This window comes from Kitasatospora sp. GAS204B (genome assembly GCF_029892155.1).
GTDB lineage: Bacteria > Actinomycetota > Actinomycetes > Streptomycetales > Streptomycetaceae > Kitasatospora.
The window spans coordinates 1-20,403 of record NZ_JARZAG010000016.1 but is presented as its reverse complement, the minus strand read 5'-3'; the positions used below and the strand labels follow the sequence as shown (position 1 = coordinate 20,403).

General features: G+C 72.8%; 18 protein-coding genes. 1 reads left to right on the top strand and 17 read right to left on the bottom strand.

Annotated elements, in window-relative coordinates; genetic code table 11:
- Window positions 1-4 precede the first annotated feature (4 nt).
- The 14 genes from P3T41_RS21780 to P3T41_RS21715 form a co-directional block, all read right to left on the bottom strand.
- Complete coding sequence (locus P3T41_RS21780; RefSeq protein WP_280691668.1) at window positions 5-1,732, bottom strand: protein kinase; 1,728 nt, start codon at window positions 1,730-1,732, stop codon at window positions 5-7.
- Between the two features lie 135 nt (window positions 1,733-1,867).
- Complete coding sequence (locus P3T41_RS21775) at window positions 1,868-3,322, bottom strand: protein kinase (protein WP_280691667.1); 1,455 nt, start codon at window positions 3,320-3,322, stop codon at window positions 1,868-1,870.
- 116 nt (window positions 3,323-3,438) lie between these two features.
- Window positions 3,439-4,074, bottom strand: coding sequence for a bacterial proteasome activator family protein (locus P3T41_RS21770; protein ID WP_280691666.1), 636 nt, complete (start codon window positions 4,072-4,074; stop codon window positions 3,439-3,441).
- A 56-nt stretch (window positions 4,075-4,130) separates the two neighbouring features.
- Complete coding sequence (locus P3T41_RS21765) at window positions 4,131-5,135, bottom strand: hypothetical protein (protein WP_280691665.1); 1,005 nt, start codon at window positions 5,133-5,135, stop codon at window positions 4,131-4,133.
- Window positions 5,136-5,292: 157 nt separating this feature from the next.
- The gene (locus P3T41_RS21760; RefSeq protein ID WP_280691664.1) at window positions 5,293-6,507 is read right to left on the bottom strand and encodes a GNAT family N-acetyltransferase; all 1,215 of its coding nucleotides are present in this window, start codon (window positions 6,505-6,507) and stop codon (window positions 5,293-5,295) included.
- A gap of 21 nt (window positions 6,508-6,528) precedes the next feature.
- Window positions 6,529-7,419, bottom strand: a complete 891-nt coding sequence (locus P3T41_RS21755; RefSeq protein ID WP_280691663.1) for a pyridoxamine 5'-phosphate oxidase family protein — start codon at window positions 7,417-7,419, stop codon at window positions 6,529-6,531.
- Between the two features lies 1 nt (window position 7,420).
- Window positions 7,421-8,761, bottom strand: coding sequence for an MFS transporter (locus P3T41_RS21750; RefSeq protein ID WP_280691662.1), 1,341 nt, complete (start codon window positions 8,759-8,761; stop codon window positions 7,421-7,423).
- On the bottom strand, window positions 8,758-9,594 hold the full coding sequence (locus tag P3T41_RS21745) for an alpha/beta fold hydrolase (RefSeq protein ID WP_280691661.1): 837 nt from the start codon (window positions 9,592-9,594) through the stop codon (window positions 8,758-8,760). Before P3T41_RS21745 ends, P3T41_RS21750 begins: the two co-directional genes overlap by 4 nt.
- On the bottom strand, window positions 9,587-12,790 hold the full coding sequence (locus tag P3T41_RS21740; RefSeq protein WP_280691660.1) for an amino acid adenylation domain-containing protein: 3,204 nt from the start codon (window positions 12,788-12,790) through the stop codon (window positions 9,587-9,589). The genes P3T41_RS21745 and P3T41_RS21740 overlap by 8 nt, the downstream gene beginning before the upstream one ends.
- Before the next feature lie 2 nt (window positions 12,791-12,792).
- Window positions 12,793-13,908 carry a pyridoxal phosphate-dependent aminotransferase gene (locus P3T41_RS21735; protein WP_280691659.1) on the bottom strand — a complete coding sequence of 372 codons (1,116 nt, stop codon included), beginning with the start codon at window positions 13,906-13,908 and terminating at the stop codon, window positions 12,793-12,795.
- Window positions 13,905-14,846 (bottom strand): diaminopimelate epimerase, encoded by a 942-nt coding sequence (dapF, locus tag P3T41_RS21730; RefSeq protein ID WP_280691658.1) that lies wholly within the window; start codon window positions 14,844-14,846, stop codon window positions 13,905-13,907. The genes P3T41_RS21735 and dapF overlap by 4 nt, the downstream gene beginning before the upstream one ends.
- Window positions 14,847-14,951: 105 nt before the next feature.
- Complete coding sequence (locus tag P3T41_RS21725) at window positions 14,952-15,659, bottom strand: 2OG-Fe dioxygenase family protein (RefSeq protein ID WP_280691657.1); 708 nt, start codon at window positions 15,657-15,659, stop codon at window positions 14,952-14,954.
- 43 nt (window positions 15,660-15,702) lie between these two features.
- Window positions 15,703-16,722: an iron-containing redox enzyme family protein gene (locus P3T41_RS21720; RefSeq protein ID WP_280691656.1), complete on the bottom strand. Its 1,020-nt coding sequence runs from the start codon at window positions 16,720-16,722 to the stop codon at window positions 15,703-15,705.
- Between the two features lie 134 nt (window positions 16,723-16,856).
- Window positions 16,857-17,063: a hypothetical protein gene (locus tag P3T41_RS21715; protein WP_280691655.1), complete on the bottom strand. Its 207-nt coding sequence runs from the start codon at window positions 17,061-17,063 to the stop codon at window positions 16,857-16,859.
- A gap of 262 nt (window positions 17,064-17,325) precedes the next feature.
- Between P3T41_RS21715 and P3T41_RS21710 the strand changes: the two genes are divergently transcribed.
- Window positions 17,326-18,255: a helix-turn-helix transcriptional regulator gene (locus P3T41_RS21710; protein WP_280691654.1), complete on the top strand. Its 930-nt coding sequence runs from the start codon at window positions 17,326-17,328 to the stop codon at window positions 18,253-18,255.
- 127 nt (window positions 18,256-18,382) lie between these two features.
- Here P3T41_RS21710 and P3T41_RS21705 read toward each other — a convergent pair whose 3' ends face one another.
- The 3 genes from P3T41_RS21705 to P3T41_RS21695 form a co-directional block, all read right to left on the bottom strand.
- Entirely contained in the window at window positions 18,383-18,991 is a 609-nt protein-coding gene (locus P3T41_RS21705; RefSeq protein WP_280691653.1) for an NAD(P)H-dependent oxidoreductase, read from the bottom strand.
- Window positions 18,984-19,787 (bottom strand): 4'-phosphopantetheinyl transferase superfamily protein, encoded by an 804-nt coding sequence (locus P3T41_RS21700; protein WP_280691652.1) that lies wholly within the window; start codon window positions 19,785-19,787, stop codon window positions 18,984-18,986. The genes P3T41_RS21705 and P3T41_RS21700 overlap by 8 nt, the downstream gene beginning before the upstream one ends.
- Before the next feature lie 4 nt (window positions 19,788-19,791).
- A partial coding sequence (locus P3T41_RS21695; protein WP_280691651.1) for a DHHA1 domain-containing protein occupies window positions 19,792-20,403 on the bottom strand: 612 nt, incomplete at its 5' end.

Below are 20,403 nucleotides of genomic sequence, written 5' to 3'. Positions count from 1 at the left end.
GCAGTTATCCGGGCAGGAGCGTCCCCGTGATCGGCGAGTGGCTGGACCCGCTCGGCGGCGCGCTGGTCGCGCTGCTCGGGACGCCGCTCGGCGACGAGCCCGAGCTCGCGCTGGACGAGGCGGAGGAGGACGCGGACGCCGAGGAGGACGTCGAGGCCGACGCCGAGGAGGACGCGCTGCCGCTCGGCGAAGCGGACCGCGTCGGCCGGTAGCTGGGCTGGCTCGGCGGCGTGTTGTCGCTGGGCGGCTGGTAGCTGCTCCGGCTGTGGCTCGAGCTCGCCGACGGGGTGGACGTCGGGCTCTGCGTGGTCGGCGAGTCGCTCGGCGTGTCGGTCGAGACCGAGCTGCTCTGCTGCGGCGGGAGCACGTTCTGGCCGCCACCGCCACCACCGCCGCCGTTGGCCGCGACCGCGACGCCGATCCCGGCCGCCAGCACCAGCACCACGCCGGCCGCCCAGGCCAACGCCTTGCGGCGGCCCGCGGGCCGCGGCTCGTCCTGGTACCCGTCGCCGTAGCCGTCGCCACCGCCGCTGCCGGACCCGCCGCCCGCGCCGCCGTAGGGCGCCCGCGGGGTCTGGTAGCCGTTCAGCACCGCGGTCCGGTCGTTCGGCGGCAGCGCGCTCGCCCCGAGCACCGCGGTGACCGCGGTGCCCTGCCCCGGCGTGCCGTCGTACCCGCCGAGCAGGGTGGTCGGGTAGCCGCCCGCGCCGCCGTGCATCTCGCGCAGCGCGTGCTGCACGTGGGCGCGGAACTCGTCGGCGCCCTGGAACCGGTCGTCCGGGTTCTTCGCCAGCGAGCGCAGCACCAGCTCGTCCAGCTGCCAGGGCACCCGGGAGTTGGCCTGCGAGGGCGGCACCGGAGCGTCCTGGACGTGCTGGTAGACCACCGAGAGCGGGGTGTCGCCGGTGAACGGCGGGCGCAGCGCGAGCAGTTCGTAGAGCATGCAGCCGGCCGCGTACAGGTCGGAGCGGTGGTCGACCGGCTTGCCCAGCGCCTGCTCGGGCGAGAGGTACTGCGGGGTGCCCATCACCATGCCGGTCTGGGTCATCGTGCTGGCCGCGCCGTCGAGCGCGCGGGCGATGCCGAAGTCCATCACCTTGACCGCGCCGCTGGTCGTGATGATCACGTTCGCGGGCTTGATGTCGCGGTGCACGATGCCGTGCCGGTGGCTGTAGTCCAGCGCCTCCAGCACCCCGGCGATGATGATCAGCGCCTGGTCGACCGGCGGCGCCTGCTCGGCCACCAGCAGCTCGCGCACCGTGCGGCCCTCGACCAGCTCCATCACGATGTACGGGGTCGACTCACCGCCCACCAGCTCCTCGCCGGTGTCGTAGACCGCGACGATCGAGTGGTGGTTCAGCGAGGCCACCGAGTGCGCCTCGCGGGTGAACCGCAGCCGGGCCACCTCGTCCTGGGCCAGCTCGGGGCGGAGCAGCTTGACGGCGACCTGGCGGCCGAGCCGGATGTCCTGGGCGGCCAGCACCTCGGCCATGCCGCCGCGGCCCAACCGGTGGGTCAGCCGGTAGCGGCCGTCACCGAGAGTGCCGAGCGCCGCCGCGATGCCCCGGCTCGGAGTGCCGGGGCCGCCGTAGGGCGCGCCGGGCGGCTGGCCCAGGGCGCGGGCCGCGGTGGTCTCCTCGGCGTCGCTCTCGGGCAGGGGCGGCTGTTCAGGACCGGCACCGGGGGCGGGAGTGAACTCCTCGCCGTCGCTGGGCTCATGCGTCTGTGCCATTACTCCTCGCCCCGGGCCGACGCTCTGGTCGCGGTCGCCCTTTCGATTCGCTCCTCCAGAACGCTACCGCCTCCGGCCCCCGCACCCCGAATGCGTTGCGGGGGGCGGGGTGGCCGAACCGGTGCCGGCCCGGTGTCAGCCCAGGTCGGGCCCGGGCGACAGCTGGGCGACCACGGCGGGCAGGTGCGGCAGGCCGCTGGAGCTGGTATCCGTGCTCCTGGTCGCCACGATGGCGATGATGATGACCATCAGCACGATCAGGCCGATGATCACCCCGACCACCACCAGCGCCGTGGAGCACCCGCGGTTGTCGGCCTTCACCAGGGCCGGCGGCTGCTGGTACGGGGCCCCCTGCTGCAGCGGGCCCGGCATCGGCGGCGGGGTCTGGCCCTGCCGCGGGAAGGCGGGCGGGGTCTGGAACGGCTGCGGCACCGGGGTCGGGTACGCCTGCGGCTGCTGGAAGCCCGGCGGCTGGGCGGTCGGGCCCGGACCGTAGCTCGGCGGCGGCGGGGTGTGCGGCCCCGGGCCGTACGGCGAGCCGGTGTGCATCGGCTGGTAGGGCTGGGCGACCTGCGGGTTCGGGGTGTTGATGTCACCGATGACCGGCGGGAAGTTGGCCAGCGACGACGAGGCGGCGTGCGCCGACCGCGGGCCCTCGCTGATCACCAGCGGGGTGCCGCCACCACCGCCGCCCCGCTCCCCTGCCGCGACCCGCTCGACCTCCTCGCGCATCGCGGCGGCGGTCGGGAACCGGTGCGACGGGTCCTTGCGCAGCGCGCGGGCGACCAGCGCGTCCACCGCCGGGCTGACCGCCCGGTTCACGCTGGACGGCGCCGGCGGCTGCTCCTGGACGTGCTTGTAGGCGATCGAGAACGGCGAGTCCCCGTCGAACGGCAGCTGCCCGGTGAGCAGTTCGAAGAGCATGCAGCCGACCGAGTAGAGGTCGGAGCGGGCGTCCACGCTCTTGCCGAGCGCCTGCTCGGGCGAGAGGTACTGCGGGGTGCCGACCACCATGCCGGTCTGGGTCATCGAGGTGACCCCCGACTGCATGGCCCGGGCGATGCCGAAGTCCATCACCTTGACTTCGCCCTTGGTGTTCACCATGACGTTGCCCGGCTTGATGTCGCGGTGCACCAGACCCTGGTCGTGCGAGGTGTCCAGGGCGGCCAGCACCGCGCCGGTGATCCGCAGCGCCTGCTCGGTGGGCATCGCGCCGTGCTCGGCGATCGCCTGGTTCAGCACGTCGCGCAGCGAGAGGCCCTCGACCAGCTCCATCACGATGTACGGGGTGGTCGCGCCGTCCGGCGCCACCTCCTCGCCGCTGTCGTAGACGGTGACGATGTTGGCGTGCGACAGCCGGGCGACGGCCTGCGCCTCGCGGCGGAAGCGCTCGCGGAAGGACGCCTCCCGGCCCAGCTCGGTGTGCAGGGTCTTCACCGCGACATTGCGGCCCAGCGTGTTGTCGTAGGCCAGGTGGACCGAGGCCATGCCGCCCTCGCCCAACAGGCGTTGCAGGACATACCGGCCGTGGCCCAGCGAGTGGAGCTGCCCCATCGGTTGGTCCACTCCGGTGCTGCCGTCCTCGCTCATGGTCCTCTGCTTCCCCCTCGGCGGGCCGTCGACAGGGGTCAGGGTATCGGCTGCCGTGCGGCCCGGTGCCACCGCTCCCGGCCCAGCGGGCGGGGGCGCGGTGCACCGGGTACGAGCTACAGGTACGGGCCCGAGCGCAGGCCGCGGCCCTCGCCCGGCTCCTCGAAGTCCAGGTCCTGCGGCGCGCTGCCGGGCGGCAGCGCCCGGCGCATCTGCTCCAGCTGGGCCCGGGCGGCCATCTGCTGGGCGAAGAGCGCGGTCTGGATGCCGTGGAACAGGCCCTCCAGCCAGCCGACCAGCTGGGCCTGGGCGATCCGCAGCTCGGCCTCGGTGGGAATGGTGTCCTCGGTGAACGGCAGCGAGAGCCGCTCCAGCTCGGCCACCAGCTCCGGGGCCAGGCCGAGTTCCAGCTCCTTGATCGAGCTGGCGTGGATGTCCTTCAACCGGACCCTGCTGGCCTCGTCGAGGGGAGCGGCGCGGACCTCCTCCAGCAGCTGCTTGATCATGCTGCCGATCCGCATCACCTTGGCGGGCTGCTCGACCATCTCGGTCACCGGCAGCTCGCGCTGCTCGCCCTGTCCCTCACCGGCGCGACCGAAGGCGCGGCCCGCGCCGCCCGGCGCCGTGCCGACCGCCATCCCGTCCGGGCCGACGATCAGCACCTGCTGCGGGCCCTCCTCGGACGGAGAGTCCGATCGCGTCGATCCCTGGTACGGCTCGTGCTCGGGCCGTTCGTTCAGCGGCTTCGTCATACCTCCTTCATATGCTTCGACGCTCCGGAGGGTCAACCGACCACCTCACGGCTGGCTCAGTCGCGGCGCAGCCGCAGGCCGACCAGGGCCAGTCCGAGGCCGATCAGCACCAGTCCGGCGCCCATCGGCAGCACCAGCACCACCGGGCCGCGCAGCCGCACCACGGCGAGCGACCCGGGTACCCCCGGCCGCGCGGTCGCGGGCGCGGCCGGCAGGGCGGGGGTGCCCGGGTCGGCCACCGGGGCGGGCGTGGCCTGGTCGGCGGGCCGGGCGAGGGCGGCGGGATCGGCCGGCACCGCGGGGACGGCGCCCTGGGCCTCGGTCGGCGGGGCGGCCGCGGGGATCACCGAGATCCAGCCGGCGCAGCCGCCGTCGGACGGGCCGGCCGGCAGGCCGCTGGGTGGGTCGCCCACCGGATCGGCAGGTGGGTCGCCCGCCAGATCGGCAGGTGGGTCGCCCGCCGGATCGGTCGGCGGGTCGCCGGGCGTCGGCCGGGTCGTGGCCGGGCGGGTCGCGGTGACGCCGGCGGCGGTTGGCGAGGCGGTGGGGCGGGCGGCGGTGGGACTCGGGTGCCGGGTCGCGGTGGGCGAGCCGGCGGCACCGGGGGTGCCTGGCGCGGCGCCGGGCGGGGTGGCGGCGGCGGTCTGCGGCGGGGTGGAGCCGGGGACGGCCGTCGCGGAGCCCGTGCTTCCCTCCCCCGGCGGGGTCGCGGTGCTCGGCGACGGCTCGGGTATCGGGCGCAGCTTCGGACGGAACGGCGAGCCGGACGGATCCGGCTGGGCGGGCTGGACGGCCTGGTCGGGCTGGTCCGACGAGGCACCGAGGGGCACGACCACCGGCGCGGCGACGGCTGCCGCCTGCGCGGTGGTCGCGGGTATCAGCAGCGAGAGCAGCACCGGGGCCGTCACCGCGGCGCCGACCGCGGATCGGCCGGCCCACCGGACCCGGCGGCGCAGCGCGGACGAGGCGGCAGGGTGGCCCGGGGCGGAAGAACGCGGGGTGGAAGAACGCAGGGGGGAAGAAGGGGAGAGCGGGAGCGACGAGAGCGAGGGCTTGGCCACGGACGACGGTCCTTCCGACGGCCGACGCTCCGCGAGGAGCGCCGGCGGCGGGACAGCTCCGCTCCAGGGTCACACAGGCCGCCGCGCCGGGCATGCCGGGACGGATCGGCGGGCCGGGGGCCGGTCACCGCACGGCTCGCGCCAGGCGGCGGCCCGGTCAGAACGCGTGCAGGCAGTGCGGGGGCCGCTCGGTGCGGAAGAGGGCGTCCGCGCGGGCGGCGGCCCGCGGGTGGTGGGCCCGGATCCGGCCGGCCCGGACCAGGGCGCCGGCGGCCACGCCACCCAGGTAGAGCGAGGCCAGGTCGCTGATGTCCAGGGTGAGGTCCGGCTCGCGCTCGGTCGGCTCGCAGCGCGCGCCGTCCGGGGTCACGGTCAGCTCGTACCGGCCGCCGGTGGCGGGACGGAACGGGTCCAGGACGTCCAGCACCAGCCGCCCGTCGGCGAGGTAGCGGCGGGCGGTGAGCGCGCGCGGGACGTCGAGCAGGCGCAGCCAGAGCGCGTCCTGATCCTCCGTCAGCTGGGCGCCGCGGTGATCGGCCAGCTGCCAGCGCACGTCGTTCTCCGGCGGCAGGTTGGCCAGCACGACCCGGTGGACCAGGTCGTGCGAGAGGCAGTAGCGCACCAGCGCCCGGTGCGCCGCGCTGTCGACCGCGACGATCTCGTCCACGGTGAGTTCCCGGGTGCGGGAGACCGGATCGGTGGGGCCGACCAGGTAGCTGGCGTAGCCGTCGGCGGTGCCGCTCGGATCGCGGTGCACGGCGAGGTGGCGCGGGGCGAGGGACACCGGCGGCTGCCCCGCGCCCAGCGCCCACCAGTGCGCCGGGCGGGAGAGCTCGCCCGGCTGGGTGCGCCGGTAGCGGTCGTAGATCTCGGCCAGCAGCTCGGCGCTGCCGGCCCGCTCGCGCAGTTCGATCGAACCGGGCACCGCGGGTCCGGCGACGGCCGCCCGGTGGCGCGGCACGGTCAGCCGCTGCCGGAAGGTGGCCGGGCCGTAGCCGAAGCGGCGGTAGATCAGCGCCTCCGAGGCGATCAGCACGGCGAGGAACTCGCCCTGCCCGCACAGCTGGTCGAGCTGGTGGCGCATCAGCGCGGTCAGCACCCCCTGCCGCCGGTGGGTGGGCAGCACGCCGACCGCGGTCACCCCGGCGACCGGGGCCACCGGGCCGCCGGGCAGGGTGAGTTCGAAGCTGTACGCGCCGGCGGTGCCGATCGGCACGCCGTCCCGCTCGGCGAACAGGTTGCGGTCCATCTCGTAGGCGTACCACCAGCCGCCCTGCCCCTGGGCCGGGGGCTGCGGGAGCTGCCCGAAGGCGGCCAGCAGGGTGCGCAGGAAGCTCTCCCGCTCGGATTCGAACGCTGATCGTACGTCCATGGCGGGCATCGTAACGGTCGGTCAGATCGGCTGGCGACGGCCCGAATCGAGGGGCTCGGGGGTCGACCAGCGCAGCGGGCTGCCGGCCGGGTTCGCCACCGCCTCGGCCAGTTCGAAGTGCACGGTGCGACCCGCCGCGCCGAACTCGGCGTGAGCCGTGCCGGTGAGGTGCAGGGTGGCCCCGGTCGTCCAGTCGAGGAACAGCAGGCCGGCGCGGGCGTCGAGTTCCAGGTTGCCGAGGGTCATGAACATCGCGTTGCCCGGGTAGTCCGGCCAGGCCAGCCGGGTGGACGAGAGCACCTGGACGAAGCCGGGGTCGCCGCCGCGGTGGCTGGCGTCCGCGCTGCCGGAGTCGGCGGCGGTGGCGATGAAGAAGGTGTCGCAGCGGCCGATCAGCTGCCGCTGCTCGGCGTCGAGCGCACCGGTTCTGGCCACCGGTCCTGGCCCGGTGGCCAGAACCGGTGCGCCGTCCAGGAGTCGACGCCTGCGCAGGTACCTGGGGCAGTTGGCGAAGACCTGCTCGGTGTCGATCGCGAGCCCGCGCGGGGTGGGCCGCGCGGTGCCGTTCACGCGCAGCCGGCGGGGGATCCGGGGATCGAGGGCGAGCACCCCGACCGGGGCCGGGCGCGCGGTGAGCGCCTCGGCCAGCGGGTCGCCGGCCACCGGGCGGGCGGCGACGGCGGCGGTGTACGGGCCGGTGGCCCGGGCGAAGCCGGCCGGCCCGGTGAGCGGCGAGGCCCACAGCCGCCCCTCGTCGTCCGCCGCGCCGAGCACCAGCATCCGCTGGACGCCCAGGAAGACCCCGGCCATCTCGCTGATGCCGCGCCCGACGCTCCGGCCGATCCGGTCGGCCTCGGCGAGCACGTCCACCCGGCTCTGCACGGCCCGTTCGCCCCGGTGGTAGACGCTCACCTCAAGCACCTCCGACGGCCGCACCCTCCTCGGCCGAGGGCGGCATCTCCCGCAGCTTACCCACCGGCGAGAGGATGATCGGGACCAGCATCACGGCGGCGGCCACCCCGGCGACCCAGAGCGCGGCGTGCAGCCCCATCAGCCCGGCCAGCAGCCCGCCGACCGGGCCGCCCAGCGCACCGCCGCCGTAGAGCAGCATCCGCATGCCGGCGGTCATCCGGCCCATCAGCTTGTGCGGGGTGATGGTCTGACGCAGGCTCACGATCAGCACGTTCGAGACGCTGCTGCCGAAGTACTCGACGAAGAAGGAGACCACGAAGAGCGAGATCAGCAGCCAGCGCGGCCCGCCCGCGGCGGGAACCAGCAGCGGGCCGAGGAAGATCACCGACACCGAGGCCCGGTAGACGGTGCCCACCGAGAACCGGCGCACCACCACCGCGGAGAACATGGCGCCGAGCAGGCCGCCGACCGCCGCCGCGCCCATGATGAACCCCACGGCGGCCGGCGGCAGGTGCTTCTCGCGGACCGCGTAGAGCAGGAAGAGCGTCTGCACCATGGTGAGGAAGAAGTTGCAGGAGCAGCCGACCAGCCCCATGGCCCGCAGCCAGGTGTTCCCGAAGACCCAGCGCAGCCCCTCGGCCACCTCGGTGCGCAGCCGCCGCTTGGTCTCCGGTGCCGCCGGCTTGGGCTCCGGCGTGCGGATGATCAGCAGCGAGACGACCGACAGCGCGTAGGAGAAGGCGTTGGCGGCCATCGCGGCGGGTGCCGACAGGGCGCTCACCAGCACACCGGCAAGGCCCGGGCCGGCGATGTCGGAGGAGGCCGAGGTGGCGTTCAGCTTGGTGTTGGCCTCCATCAGGTACCGGCGGTCCTTCACCAGCACCGGCACGTACGACATCCAGCTGACGTCGAACAGCACCGTCGCCACCCCGATGCCGACCGCGATCAGGTACAGCAGCGACAGCCGCAGCGTCCCGGTGTAGTGCAGGATCGGCACCAGGCTGATCAGCGCCATCCGGACCAGGTTGGCACCCAGCATCACCGGCCGCTTGCGGACCCGGTCCACCCAGACGCCGAAGAGCAGCGCGAGGGCGAGGAAGGGCACCAGCTGGGCGAAGCGCAGCAGCCCCAGCTGCTCGGGGCCCACGTTGAAGACCAGCACCGCGGTGAGCGGCAGCGCCAGCGTGGTGATCTGCGTGCCGTACAGGGAGAGGGTCTCCCCCGTCCAGAAGGTGACGAAGTCCCGGTTGCGCCAGAGCGCGCCCGCCGGCGGCGGTGCCGCGGCGAGTTCCGGCACCTCCTCCACCGCCTCCTGCGCGGCGTCGTCCACCTTGTCCGTCACACCGTGCCTCCTTCCTCGGGTTCGGCGCGGGCCGCGCGCAGGGCGGCCGCGACGACGGCGCTCAGCGCCGCCAGGCCCTCCCCCGTCCACATCGAGTGGTGGTCGCCGGGCACGGTGTGCTCCTCGACCCGGGTGGCCAGCGGGCCCCACCGCGTCTCGGCCGGGTCCGACTCGGCCGCCATGACCGAGATCAGCGTGCCCTGGTGGACGGCCTCGATCCGATGCCGCATCAGCAGCGAGACGTGCGCCTCGAAGAGCGTGAAGCGCTCTTCGAGGAACTCCGCGTCCAGCTCCTCGGGGAACTGCCCGGACCGCTCGGCGGCGGCGAACCACTCCACCAGCGGGGAGTCGTCGCCCAGTCCTGCGAGAGCCGCGTCCAACTCCGGCGTGCGGCCCGCGGTGAGCCCGAGCAGGTCCCGCAGGAAGTGCGGGAGCATCGAGCTCAGCGGCCAGGACTCGATCGGCTCGGGCACCGGGGAGTCGACCAGCACCAGCACCGGCACCCGCTCGCCGGCGGCGGTCAGCCGGCGGGCCATCTCGTAGGCCACCACCCCGCCCAGCGACCAGCCGAGCAGGTGGTAGGGGCCGTGCGGCCGGGCGGCACGCAGCGAGGCCACGTGCCGCTCGGCCAACTCCGCCATGTCGGCGGCCGGTTCCCCGATCCCGTCGAAGCCCGGGGCCTCGAACCCGAACACCGGCTGGTCCGCCCCCAGCGTCCGGGTCAGCACCGAGTAGCCGTACGGCGAGCCCGAGACCGGGTGCACGCAGTACAGCGGCGGCAGGCTGCCCGGCTCGGACAGCGGGACGAGTGTGCTCTCCTGACCGTCAGCCACCGGACTTGGCCGTCTCCCGCTTCTTCGCCAGCAGCTCCTCGACCGCCGCGGCGACCCCGCCGACCGTGGCATTGCCGTACAGCGTGCGGACGTTGACCTTGACCCCGAACCGCTTGTTGAGCCGGCTGACGGCCCGCATCGCCTGCAGCGAGTTGCCGCCGAGCGCGAAGAAGCTGTCGGTCGAACCGACCCGCTCCGCGCTGAGCACGGCGGCGAAGACCTCCGCCACCTGCTCCTCGGTGGGCGTGCCGGGGGCCACGTAGCTGTCTCCACCGGCCAGGTTGACCGGGGCCGGCAGGGCCGCCCGGTTGATCTTCCGGGCCGGGGTCAGCGGGAACTCCGCCAGCTCGACGTAGGCCGTCGGCACCATGTACTCGGGCATCGTGCGGCCCAGGTGGGCGCGCAGCTCGTCCACCGTCGGCGACACCTCGCCGAGCACGGTGTAGTAGGCGACCAGCTGCTTCTCGCCGCCGTCCTCGCGCAGCAGCACGATCGCCATCCGCACCCGCGGGTGGGCGACCAGCCCGGACTCGATCTCGCCGAGCTCGATCCGCAGGCCGCGCAGCTTCACCTGGTGGTCGAGCCGCCCGATGAAGTCGATCTGCAGGTCGGGGGTCCAGCGCACCAGGTCGCCGGTGCGGTAGACCCGGCCCTCGCCCAGGAAGGGGTCGGGGGTGAACTTCTCGTCGGTCAGCTCGGGCAGGTTCAGGTAGCCGCGGGCCAGGCCCTCGTCGCCGCCGATCAGCAGCTCGCCGGGGACCCCGATCGGGACCAGGTTGTTCGCCTTGTCGACCACGTAGTGCAGGCGGCTGAACTCCGGCCGCCCGATCGGCGGCGAGGACTGCCACTCGATCCGCTCGCAGAGGTACTCGGTGGTCGCCACCGACGCCTCAGTGGGGCCGTACAGGTTGACGAACTTGCGACCCGGCAGGTTCCACTTGGTGACCAGCTCGCCGGGCAGCGCCTCCGCGCCGCCCATCACGTACTTGAGGTGCGGGTAGGGCTCGGCCTCCACCAGCGAGAGGATCGCGGGCGACAGACCGGCGTAGGTGACCCGCTGATCGCGCATCAGGGCCGCCAGCGACTCCGGCGAGGAGGCGTCCTCGGGGGCCACCAGCACCATGGCGGCGCCGCTGATCAGGCCGGCGAAGATCTCGCCCTGCGACATGTCGAAGGTCAGCGCGGGCAGCTGCAGCAGGCGGTCCTCCGAGGTCCACTCGCCGAAGGTGCGGCGGTAGGCCTCGACGAACATCCGCAGGCCGCGCTGCTCGATCATGACGCCCTTGGGCATCCCGGTGGAGCCGGAGGTGTAGAGGATGTAGACCAGCGACTCGCGGTCGGCCCACTCCTCCAGCGGCTCGGTATCGGCTGCGGCTTCGATGGCCGCCCACTCGGTGTCGATCAGCACGGTGCCCCAGCCGCTGGACTCGGGCAGCTCGGCGACCGCCGTGGAGCGGGTGATCACCAGCGGGGCCTGGGTGTCGCGCAGCATGTGGTCCAGGCGGGCGTTGGGGTGCGCCGGATCCATGATCGTGTAGGCGGCGCCGGAGAACATCACGCCCAGGATCGCCACCAGGGCGTCCAGGTCGCGGTCCATCGCGATGGCGACCACCTGCTCGTGCTTGACACCCAGCGAGCGCAGGTGGCGGGCCAGCAGCCCGGCCCGCCGGACCAGCTCGCCGTACGTCATCTCCACCCCGCGGCAGACCGCCGCCACCAGCTCGGGCCGCTCGGCGGCGATCCGGGCGATGGTGGCGTGCACCGGCTCGGTGGGGTAGTCGAAGTCCTCGCCGCGGCCGACCGCCAACAGCCGCGCGCGCTCCGCCTCGGTGAGCAACGGGAGCCGGGAGATCGGCAGCTCCGGGTCGGCCACGGCCGCCGCGAGCAGCGTGCCGAGCTGGTCGGTGAGGCCCTCGACGCGCCAGCGGTCGAACAGGTCGGTGGCGAACTCCACGGTCAGCCGCAGCCGTTCGGCGCCCTCGACGAAGGTGAACGACAGGTCGAAGCGGGACCGGGTACCGGCCACCGGGACGATCTCCGACTCCAGGCCCTCCAGGTCGAAGCCGAAGCCCGAGGTGCTCTCGCCCAGGACCTGCGTGGCGATCTGGAAGAGCGGGTTGCGGCCCGGCTCGCGGACCGGCTGGACCCGGTCGACCACCTGGTCGAACGGGACGTTCTGGTTGTCGTAGGTGTCCAGGTTCGCCTCGGCGAGCCGGTCGACCAGCTCCGCGAAGGTGGGATCGCCGGACAGGTCGGTGCGCAGCACCGTCATGTTGATGAACAGCCCGACGACGTCCTCGAGTTCCTCCTCGGGGCGGCCGAGCATCGGCATGCCCAGCGGGATGTCCTCCTCGCCGGTGTAGCGGCCGATCACCACGTTCAGGGCCGCGGTGAGCACCATGAAGAGCGAGACGCCCCGCTCGTGGGCCAGTTCACGGGCCTTCACCAGCAGGTCCAGCGGGAAGTCGACCTGGAAGGTCTCGCCGTCCTGGGTCGGCTGGGCCGCCCGCACCCGGTCGGCCGGCAGCTCCAGCACCGGCAGGCCGGCCAGCCGCTCCGCCCAGAAGTCCAGCTCCTGCGCCCACTCGCCGTCGGCGCGCTGCTGGTGCTGCTGCGCGATGTGGTCGGCATAGGTCGCGCGGGCCGGCGGCAGCTCGGGGGTCCGCCCGGCCCGCAGGTCACGGTAGGCCTGGGCGAGCTCCCGGCTGATCACCCCGCCCGACCAGCCGTCCGTGATGATGTGGTGGTAGCTGCAGCAGAGCACGTGGTGGTCGGCGGCCAGCCGGAACAGCTGGAACCGGTACATCGGCCCGGTCGCCAGGTCGAAGGGCAGGTCGGCCTCGATCCGCAGGGCCTCGTCCAGCGCCTCCTCCCGGGCCTGCGGCGCCGAGCCGGACAGATCCACGACCGGAAGCCGCACCGGCGTGTGCGGCGCGACCACCTGGTGCGGCACCCCGTCCCTCGCGTGGAAGCTCACCCGCAGCATGTCGTGCCGCTCGACCAGCAGATCGAGCGCCCCGCGGATCGCGTCCTCGTCCAGCGGACCGCGCAGCCGGTAGGCGCTGGTCACGTTGTAGGTGGTCTCGCCGGGGGACATCTCGTTCAGGAACCACAACTGCTCCTGGCCGGAGGAGAGTCGCAACTCGGACCCGGCCGTCGCAGGCTCCACTGCCGTCGCCTCGTCAGCGCGCGCCATGGCTACACCACTCCATTCGAAACATCGTTCAGTAGTTGATCAGCGGCCGCGGTCGCCACGGCGGCGGGCCGCAGGACGCGTTCGGTGCGCCGCAGGCCTTCGGCGACCACGGCGGACTCCCGGGCGAAGCAGACCCGGAAGCCGTCGTGGGCCCCCAGGGTCTCGCCGGGAATCAGCAGGACGCCGGCGTCCAACGCCCGCCGGCACATCTCCAGAGGTGCCTCGCCCGTCCGCAGCCAGAGCCAGGCGAACGGGGTGTCCTCGGGCTCCACCAGCTCGACCGCGTCGGCGTTGCGCCGGGCGAAGTCACGCACCAGCTCGAGCCCGGCCCCGGTCACCTCGCGGTAGGTGCCCACGTACCGCTCGCGGTCGCGCAGCACCTCGCAGGCGAGCGTCTCGCAGAGCACCGAGTTGGCGATGGTGGAGAAGAACTTGCGGCGCATGCAGGCTTCGACGAACTCCGGCGAGCCGTAGAGCCAGCCGACCCGCAGCCCCGGGAAGCCGTACACCTTCGACAGGCTCGACACCGACACCACCCGGTCGCTGCGCAGCGCCGGCGAGCCCGCCAGGTCCAGCCGGTACTCCTCGTCCAGCAGCAGGTGGGCGCCGGTGCGGTCGGCCAGCTCCAGCAGGACGCCGAGGTCGGCTTCCGCGATCCGCCGACCGGTCGGGTTGCAGGGGGAGTTGACCACGATCAGCCGCAGGTCGGGCCCGGCGCAGGCGAGGGCGGCCTCGATGTCGAAGGACAGGTCGGGCCGGTAGCCGACGGCGTCGACCCGGCAGCCCAGGTCGGCCGGGATGTCCCAGGACTGCTGCCAGCCCGGGCGGAAGGTGATCACCTGCGCGCCGGGGGTCAGCAGCGTGGCGTACACCAGGTAGAGCGCCTGCTGGGCGCCCTGGGTGATCAGGACCGAGTCGGCGGTGCCGCCGTAGAGGCCGGCCACCGCCTCGCGCAGGGCGAGGATGCCGCGGTCGTGTCCGTAGTCGAGGCTCAGCTCGTCGGGGACGGTCAGCTCGCGCATCGTCCAGGGGCGCATGTTGCTGCCGCCGAGGTCGATGTCGAAGCGTCCGGCGGCGTCCTGGAACACCCAGCGCTGCATGGGGTATCCGGCGGTCATACCGTCGCTCCCGCAGGCTGGTCGGTGGCGACAGCGGCAGCAGGGGCCCGGCCGTGCGCGCGCAGCCGGGCGGCCAGGGCGGGTGCGAAGAACCCCTTCGCCACCTGCTCGGCGCCGCCCGTCATGGTGATCCCGCCGTCCTCGGCGATGCTGATGTCGATGCTGCCGCCGGGCATCAGGACCTCGACCCGGCGGTCCACCAGGCCCAGGCGCGCGGCGACCGCGGCCGCCGCGCAGGCGCTGCTGCCGGAGGCGAGGGTGTAGCCGGCGCCGCGCTCGTAGACCTCGATCCGCACCGTGGCGCGGTCCAGCACCTGCATGAACTGCACGTTGGTGGCCTGCGGGAAGCGCTGGTGACGCGCGATCAGCGGGCCCAGGCGCCGGGCCAGGTCGGCGTCGACCTCGGGCAGCGGGACCACGGTGTGCGGGTTGCCGTTGTTCAGCGAGGTGACGGTGAACCGCTCCTCGCCCACGGTGAGCGGGACGGAGACCGCCAGGCCGGCCGGCGCGCCGCCGTCCTCGGCCAGCAGCGGGACGTCGGCGGCGGCGAAGCCGGGCTGTCCCATGGCGACCTGGACCACCCCGGCAGCCAGGTCCAGGATCCGCACGGCGACCTCGCCGGACTCGGTCAGGACGGTGAACTCCTCTTCGGTGAAGTGGGGTTGACCGTCTTCCTCAGCAAGATACAGCGCGAACAGCCGCAGCCCGTTGCCGCTGCGGCCGCAGACGCTGCCGTCCGAGTTGAACATGCGCAGCCGCACCGGGACACCGGGACGCGGCTGCTCCAGCGGGCCGAACAGCACGCCGTCGGCGCCGACGCCGAAGTGGCGGTCGCAGAGCAGCCGGACCGCGTCGGGAGAGGGGGTGAAGTCACTGTGCCGGGGGTCGATCACCAGATAGTCGTTGCCCAGCGCTTGGTACTTGGCGAAGTCGGTCATGGCCCCGTCTCTTGTGGTGTCCGGTCGATGGCCTGCGGGTGCGGCCCGTTCCCCCGCGGATCGCGCGGGGGAACGGGCCCGGCACCTCTCTCCTGGAGCGGTGGCTCAGCTCTCCTGGTCGGTCAGCGCCGCCTCGTCGTGCTCGTCGCCGTACCACTTCTCGGCCCAGCGGGAGAAGGCGATGATCACGATGTCGCGGTGGCCCGGCCGGCCGTCCGCCGACAGCACGTCGGTCACGTCGTGCGCCAGCCCGCGGTCGTCCAGCAGCACGGCCTGCCCCGGCTCCAACGTGCCGGTCCAGAAGGGCGCTTCGTCGCCCTCGTGCCACAGCCGGGTCATCCCGCCGGCCACGTTCTCCTTGTTCAACACGGCGATCATGACGAACTCGTGGCCGTCGTGGTGGACGCCCTCGGGGGTGAGCGGCCCGGGCTTGCCGCCGTCCGCCTTGGTCCGGTTCTGGTGGACGTTGATCTGCCAGGCCTCGGAGCGGTCGAGCCCGAGCTCCTTGACGCCGAAGGCGATCAGCGGGGTGAAGTCCACCTTGATCGGCTCGTAGACGCGGCGGATGCCGCCGCCCACCGAGTTGAACTTCTTGAACGTGGTGTAGTCGCGGTGGGCGAGGCGCTCGAACGTCCAGTCCGCCGCCCCGGCCGGCTCGAGCTTGTACTGTGAGAAACGCTTGAAACGGGTGCCGTTGCCCATGTACTCGTCGACCGGGCAGTCGTCATAGCTCGGAAGAAGGTCCGGCTCGATCTCCGGCAGGTCGATGACGGTGAATCCCTGGCTACCGAGGGGCATGGTGATGCCTTTCATGATGCTCATGCTGCGAACGAGGACGGTGTCCCATGACGGGAGATCAGGCGGCGATCATCGGCATGCGCTCGTCGAGGTAGGCCGCGGAGGCGTTCAGGCGCCAGAGGATGCCGCGCGCGATGGCGCGGCGCATCTGCTCGGACTCCGCGGCCGGCAGCACCACGTTGTGGAACCAGCCCTGGGCGTGCTGGGAGTCGATGGTGATGTGCAGCTTGTGGTAGGTGATGCCGACCTCGGGCAGCCCCAGCCGCTCCCAGGCGTGCACCACCTGCACGAAGCGGTCGGGAGCCATCCACTCGGTCATGCCGAGGTAGCCGACCGCCTCCGGGTACAGGGTGCGGTACCGGCAGAGCATGACCGCCAGGTTGCCGTTGAGCAGCGAGTTGGCCGTCAGCGCGCTCTCCAGCTCGCTGTCGGGGATGTCGAAGACCTCGAAGATCTTGTTGAACAGGTGGGTGTGGACCTGCTCGTGGTCCCCGTTGCCCATCTCGTCCCAGAAGTTGGCGGCGATCTCCATCTTCGCCGCGCCGGCGGTGCCGACCTGCATCATCGCGAGCAGGTCGTCGAACCGGCCGTCCACCACCGACTCCTGCATCACGTAGTTGCGCAGGTCGTCGGTGGTCGCCTGGTTGCGGACGAACTCGTGGTAGTAGGGGTGCTTGTAGACCCGGTGCTCGCGGGCCAGCTGCTTGAGCCAGGACAGGTAGGCGCGGGGCTCGGCAGGGGCCTGGTCGATCAGGCCGGGCTCGATCAGCCGGTCCTGGGCCTCGGCCGTGGCGGCCTCCAGCAGCCGGGTGATCTCATGGATGACCGAGGAGCCCTCGGCGGTGGGCTGGTCGGTCAACTGCGTGTGCATCCGGTAGATCCGGTCCAGCAGGAACTGCTGTGCGTACAGGGCCGCCCCGTCGTTCTTCGCCGCGGCCGCGTTGATGGCGGTCACCTGGTCGAGGATCCGCAGGCGCTCGGCGCCGGTGAGCGCGGCGTCCACCGTCTCGGGCGCGGAACGGAGCCATCCGGTGATCTCGTCGACGACGGACCGCAGGTCGGAGTCCGACGCTGTCAAGGATGCAGAGTGTCCGGTGATGGGCGTAGCAGACATAGAAGACCCCCTGAGCAATTGAAAAGCAACTGTGCGTCAGCGCGATCGGCGCTTGATGACTTTCAGTGACATTCGTTGTGGGGCGCCCTGATCGGGGCTCAGCCCCAGCCGGTGTCGCCGGCCAGTGCGCCCGTGGTTGGGGCGCTCTGACCGGCCATCAGTGCGGAGTCCTGCCGCACCGTCCGCACGGTGCGCGGGACCGATCCGGCGGCGGTCGGGCCCGCCATCGATGCGGCAGCGCCCTGGAAGGCGAAGGCCGTCAGGGCCACGGTGGCCAGCAAGGGAAAGAGTTGACGTTTCGTCATGACGCGAACTTCCGGAGAGGTGAGTGGCTCTACGCGGGACGGCACGCTGTCCCCCCGTCACCTCAAACATTTCATCCAGACAGTGGCAGGTCAGCAGCTACCGGGGATCATGTTCCTGGCAGGCGGGATTCAGAAGGGTGAACCAACTATGGGAAAGCTGGACATAGGTGACGAACTCCTGTCTACACTCGGTGCACCGGTCTTGACTGAGGATGCCGTTCGTATCTATCGGTACGCGGCCCGTCACGATCAGTTCCGATCGGTGGACCTCACCGACGCGTTGGAGCTCCCACCGGCGGCGGCGGACGAGGCGGTGGCGCTGCTGGTTCGACTGCGGCTGCTCCAACCGGCCGTCGACGGCGAGGGCTGGGTCTGTGTGGCCCCCGACTCCGCGGCCGCCCGCCTGCTGGCCCCGGCGGAGCAGGAGGCGCACCGGCGGCAACTCGCCCTCGAGGAGGTGCGCAGCACCCTGCGGGGCCTGGCGCCCGTCTACGCCTCCGCCACCCGGGGCGGCCGGCGCGGCTCGCTGGAGCTCATCACCGATGTGCACGCCGTCCGCGAGTTGCTCACCGAGCTGGCCGCCTGCTGCGAACACGAGGTGCTGACCTCACAGCCGGGCGGCGGCCGCCCGATCGACCACCTGGAGGACGCCGTCACCCGCGACGAGGACATGCTGCGCCGCGGCGTCGGCATGCGCTCGATCTACCAGCACTCCGCCCGCTACAACCCGCCCGCCGTCGCCTACGCCGAACGCGTCGCCGCGCTGGGCGGTCAGGTCCGCACCCATGGCGACGGCCTCGTCCGGATGATCATCTTCGACCGGACCACCGGGATCATGGGAGTGCGCCAGTCCTCCGGCGCCGCCCTGGTGGTGCGCGACCCCGATGTGGTCGCCTTCATGATCGCCGCGTTCGACCGCGCCTGGCTGGCCTCCCTCGACTTCCCGACCGGCTACGCGCGCGAGGAGGCCAAGGCCGTCTCCAGGGACATCAAGCACGTGATCACCAAGCTGCTGGCCGAGGGTTTCGACGACAAGAGCATCGCCCGCCGGATCGGCGTCTCGGAGCGCACCTGCCAGCGCCACATCTCCGAGATCATGACCCAACTGGGCGCCGCCTCCCGCTTCCAGGCAGGCTTCCTGCTGCGCGGCGGACTGCCCGACGGCGACGACCCGCAGCCCCGGAGGTCCTGACCGGTGTGCCCTGCTGACCAGACGTCGAGCAGCGGCCTCCGCGCCGCGCGACCTGCCAAGGTCGTACGCGACCAGAACGCGGCTGACGGCACGTCAAAGACGCACCGTCAGCGTGATCGGGTGGAGCTCAGCTGTGCTGGAGCGGGCGGTCCGCGAGTCGCTCCGCCAGGCCGAAGAACGACCCCGCCTTCTCCAGCGCCTCGGCATCGGTGAGGATCTGGCCGGGAGAGTTGGCGTAGCCGAGCAGCGAGCCACCCCACCGCATCGCCATGTAGTCGGCGCTGTTGCGCAGCGTCCCGAGCAGCGGGTCGGCCACGCTCTGGTCGTCGGTCGCGAGCGCGCTGATCGCCCACATCGTCTTGCCGCCCATCCGGGGCTTGAAGTCCAGGCCCGCCACGCGCATCCACCCCGACCAGTGGTCCAGGTAGAGCTTGGTGCTCGCCGAGACGCTGTACCAGTAGAGCGGCGAGGCGATCACCAGGTCGGTGGCGGCCAGGGTGGCGTCGAGCAGCACCCGGGCCTCGTCGACCGGGTCCGGATAGATGCCTTCGCCGTCGTGCCGGCGGTCCTCGAAGGCCGGGAGCGCCAGGTCGCTCAGGCGCAGCCACTGCTGCTGCACGTCCGCCGGCAGGCCCGCCGCCGCGCGGCGCGCGAGCGTCTCGGTGTTGCCACCCTGGCGGGCGCTGCCCAGCAGGAAGAGGAACTTCCGGTCACCGGGCTCGGTTGCTTCAAGCATGCTCTGACATCTCCTCATGGTCGGCGCTATGAGTTGGAAGGCCGAGGCCCACCGGGGTGTTCCCGCTCGTGCCGTCGTACCAGTTCACGGGGCCCGCGCAGCTCTCCGGCCGGGCGATCGCCGCCAGCGCGGACCCGGCCGGCGGCAGGTCCTGCACCAGCCAGCCGCCCGGTGCGCGCAGGGCGTCGCGCAGCAGTTCGACCCGCACCACGGTGGGCCCGCGCGATGGCACCAGCACCTGGTGCGGCGCGGTGGCGCGCGGCAGGCCCGCCGCCTTCATGACCGCCTGCTTGCGGGTCCAGGCCCGCACGAAGGCCGCGTCGCGCGCGCCGCCGGACAGCGTCCGCACCTGCCGCTGCTCCTCCGGTGCCAGACACCGGTCGATGAGTCCCTCGGTGTCGAACCCGCGGACGTGTTCGACGTCCACCCCGATCGGGTCGTCGACCGCCAGCCCGAGCACCCACAGATCCTCGGACCGGGCGACGCTCAGGCAGACGCGCGGCTGCGACGTCTCCACCACGAGCTGCGGGTAGCTGCCGCTGTCCCGCGCCGCGGACCGGCCGGCGCCCAGCCGGATCTCGCCGGGGCCGGTGTCCAGGTAGCCGGCCAGCACCCTGCGGACCGCGGCCCAGGCGGCGACGTAACGGCGCCGGTCCTCGGGGCTGAAGAACCTGGTACATCGGCTCCGCTCGGTGTCGGAGAGCAACGTCAGGTCCTGGACCGGATCGGACGAACTCCCGTCGCCGAGCCAGACATGCGCCGCACCCCGCAGCGGCAGGGGGTAGCCGCTCAGCACGCGATCAGCCGTTCCCGTGCACGCTGTGGCGCACGGCGGCGATGGCGGCGTCCACGGCGCGGGCGTCGGTGCCGCCGCCCTGGGCCACGTCGTCCTTGCCGCCACCGCCACCGCCGAGCGTCTTGGCGGCGGTGCGGACCAGTTCACCGGCCTTGACGCCGCGCGCGCGGGCCTCCTCGTTGGTGGCGATCACGGTCAACGGACGGTCGTTCACCACCGTGAAGGCCGCGACCACGGCCGGACGCGAGCCCAACCGGTTGCGCACATCCAGGACCAGCTTGCGCAGCTCGTCCGCGCCGACACCGTCGGCGACCCGGGCCGCGACCAGTGCCACGCCCCGCACGTCCTCGGCCGCGTCGGCCAGACCCGCCGCGGCGGCCAGCACCTTCTCCGCGCGGAACCGCTCGATCTCCTTCTCGGCGTCCTTCAGCTTGCCCAGCATCGCGGAGATCTTCTCCGGCAGCTCCTCCGGACGACCCTTGACCAGCTCGGTCAGCTGCGCCACCACCGTGTGCTCGCGGGCCAGGAACTTGTAGGCGTCCACGCCGACCAGCGCCTCCACCCGGCGCACCCCCGAGCCGATCGAGGACTCGCCGAGCAGCTTCACCAGACCCAG

What these genes read in the sequence shown, in the direction of transcription:
- P3T41_RS21780 (WP_280691668.1), bottom strand. Translation starts at nt 1,732, where the DNA reads ATGGCACAGACGCATGAGCCCAGCGACGGCGAGGAGTTCACTCCCGCC.
- P3T41_RS21725 (WP_280691657.1), bottom strand. Translation starts at nt 15,659, where the DNA reads ATGAAAGGCATCACCATGCCCCTCGGTAGCCAGGGATTCACCGTCATC.
- P3T41_RS21715 (WP_280691655.1), bottom strand. Translation starts at nt 17,063, where the DNA reads ATGACGAAACGTCAACTCTTTCCCTTGCTGGCCACCGTGGCCCTGACG.
- P3T41_RS21740 (WP_280691660.1), bottom strand. Translation starts at nt 12,790, where the DNA reads ATGGCGCGCGCTGACGAGGCGACGGCAGTGGAGCCTGCGACGGCCGGG.
- P3T41_RS21735 (WP_280691659.1), bottom strand. Translation starts at nt 13,908, where the DNA reads ATGACCGCCGGATACCCCATGCAGCGCTGGGTGTTCCAGGACGCCGCC.
- P3T41_RS21770 (WP_280691666.1), bottom strand. Translation starts at nt 4,074, where the DNA reads ATGACGAAGCCGCTGAACGAACGGCCCGAGCACGAGCCGTACCAGGGA.
- P3T41_RS21705 (WP_280691653.1), bottom strand. Translation starts at nt 18,991, where the DNA reads ATGCTTGAAGCAACCGAGCCCGGTGACCGGAAGTTCCTCTTCCTGCTG.
- dapF (WP_280691658.1), bottom strand. Translation starts at nt 14,846, where the DNA reads ATGACCGACTTCGCCAAGTACCAAGCGCTGGGCAACGACTATCTGGTG.
- P3T41_RS21775 (WP_280691667.1), bottom strand. Translation starts at nt 3,322, where the DNA reads ATGAGCGAGGACGGCAGCACCGGAGTGGACCAACCGATGGGGCAGCTC.
- P3T41_RS21760 (WP_280691664.1), bottom strand. Translation starts at nt 6,507, where the DNA reads ATGGACGTACGATCAGCGTTCGAATCCGAGCGGGAGAGCTTCCTGCGC.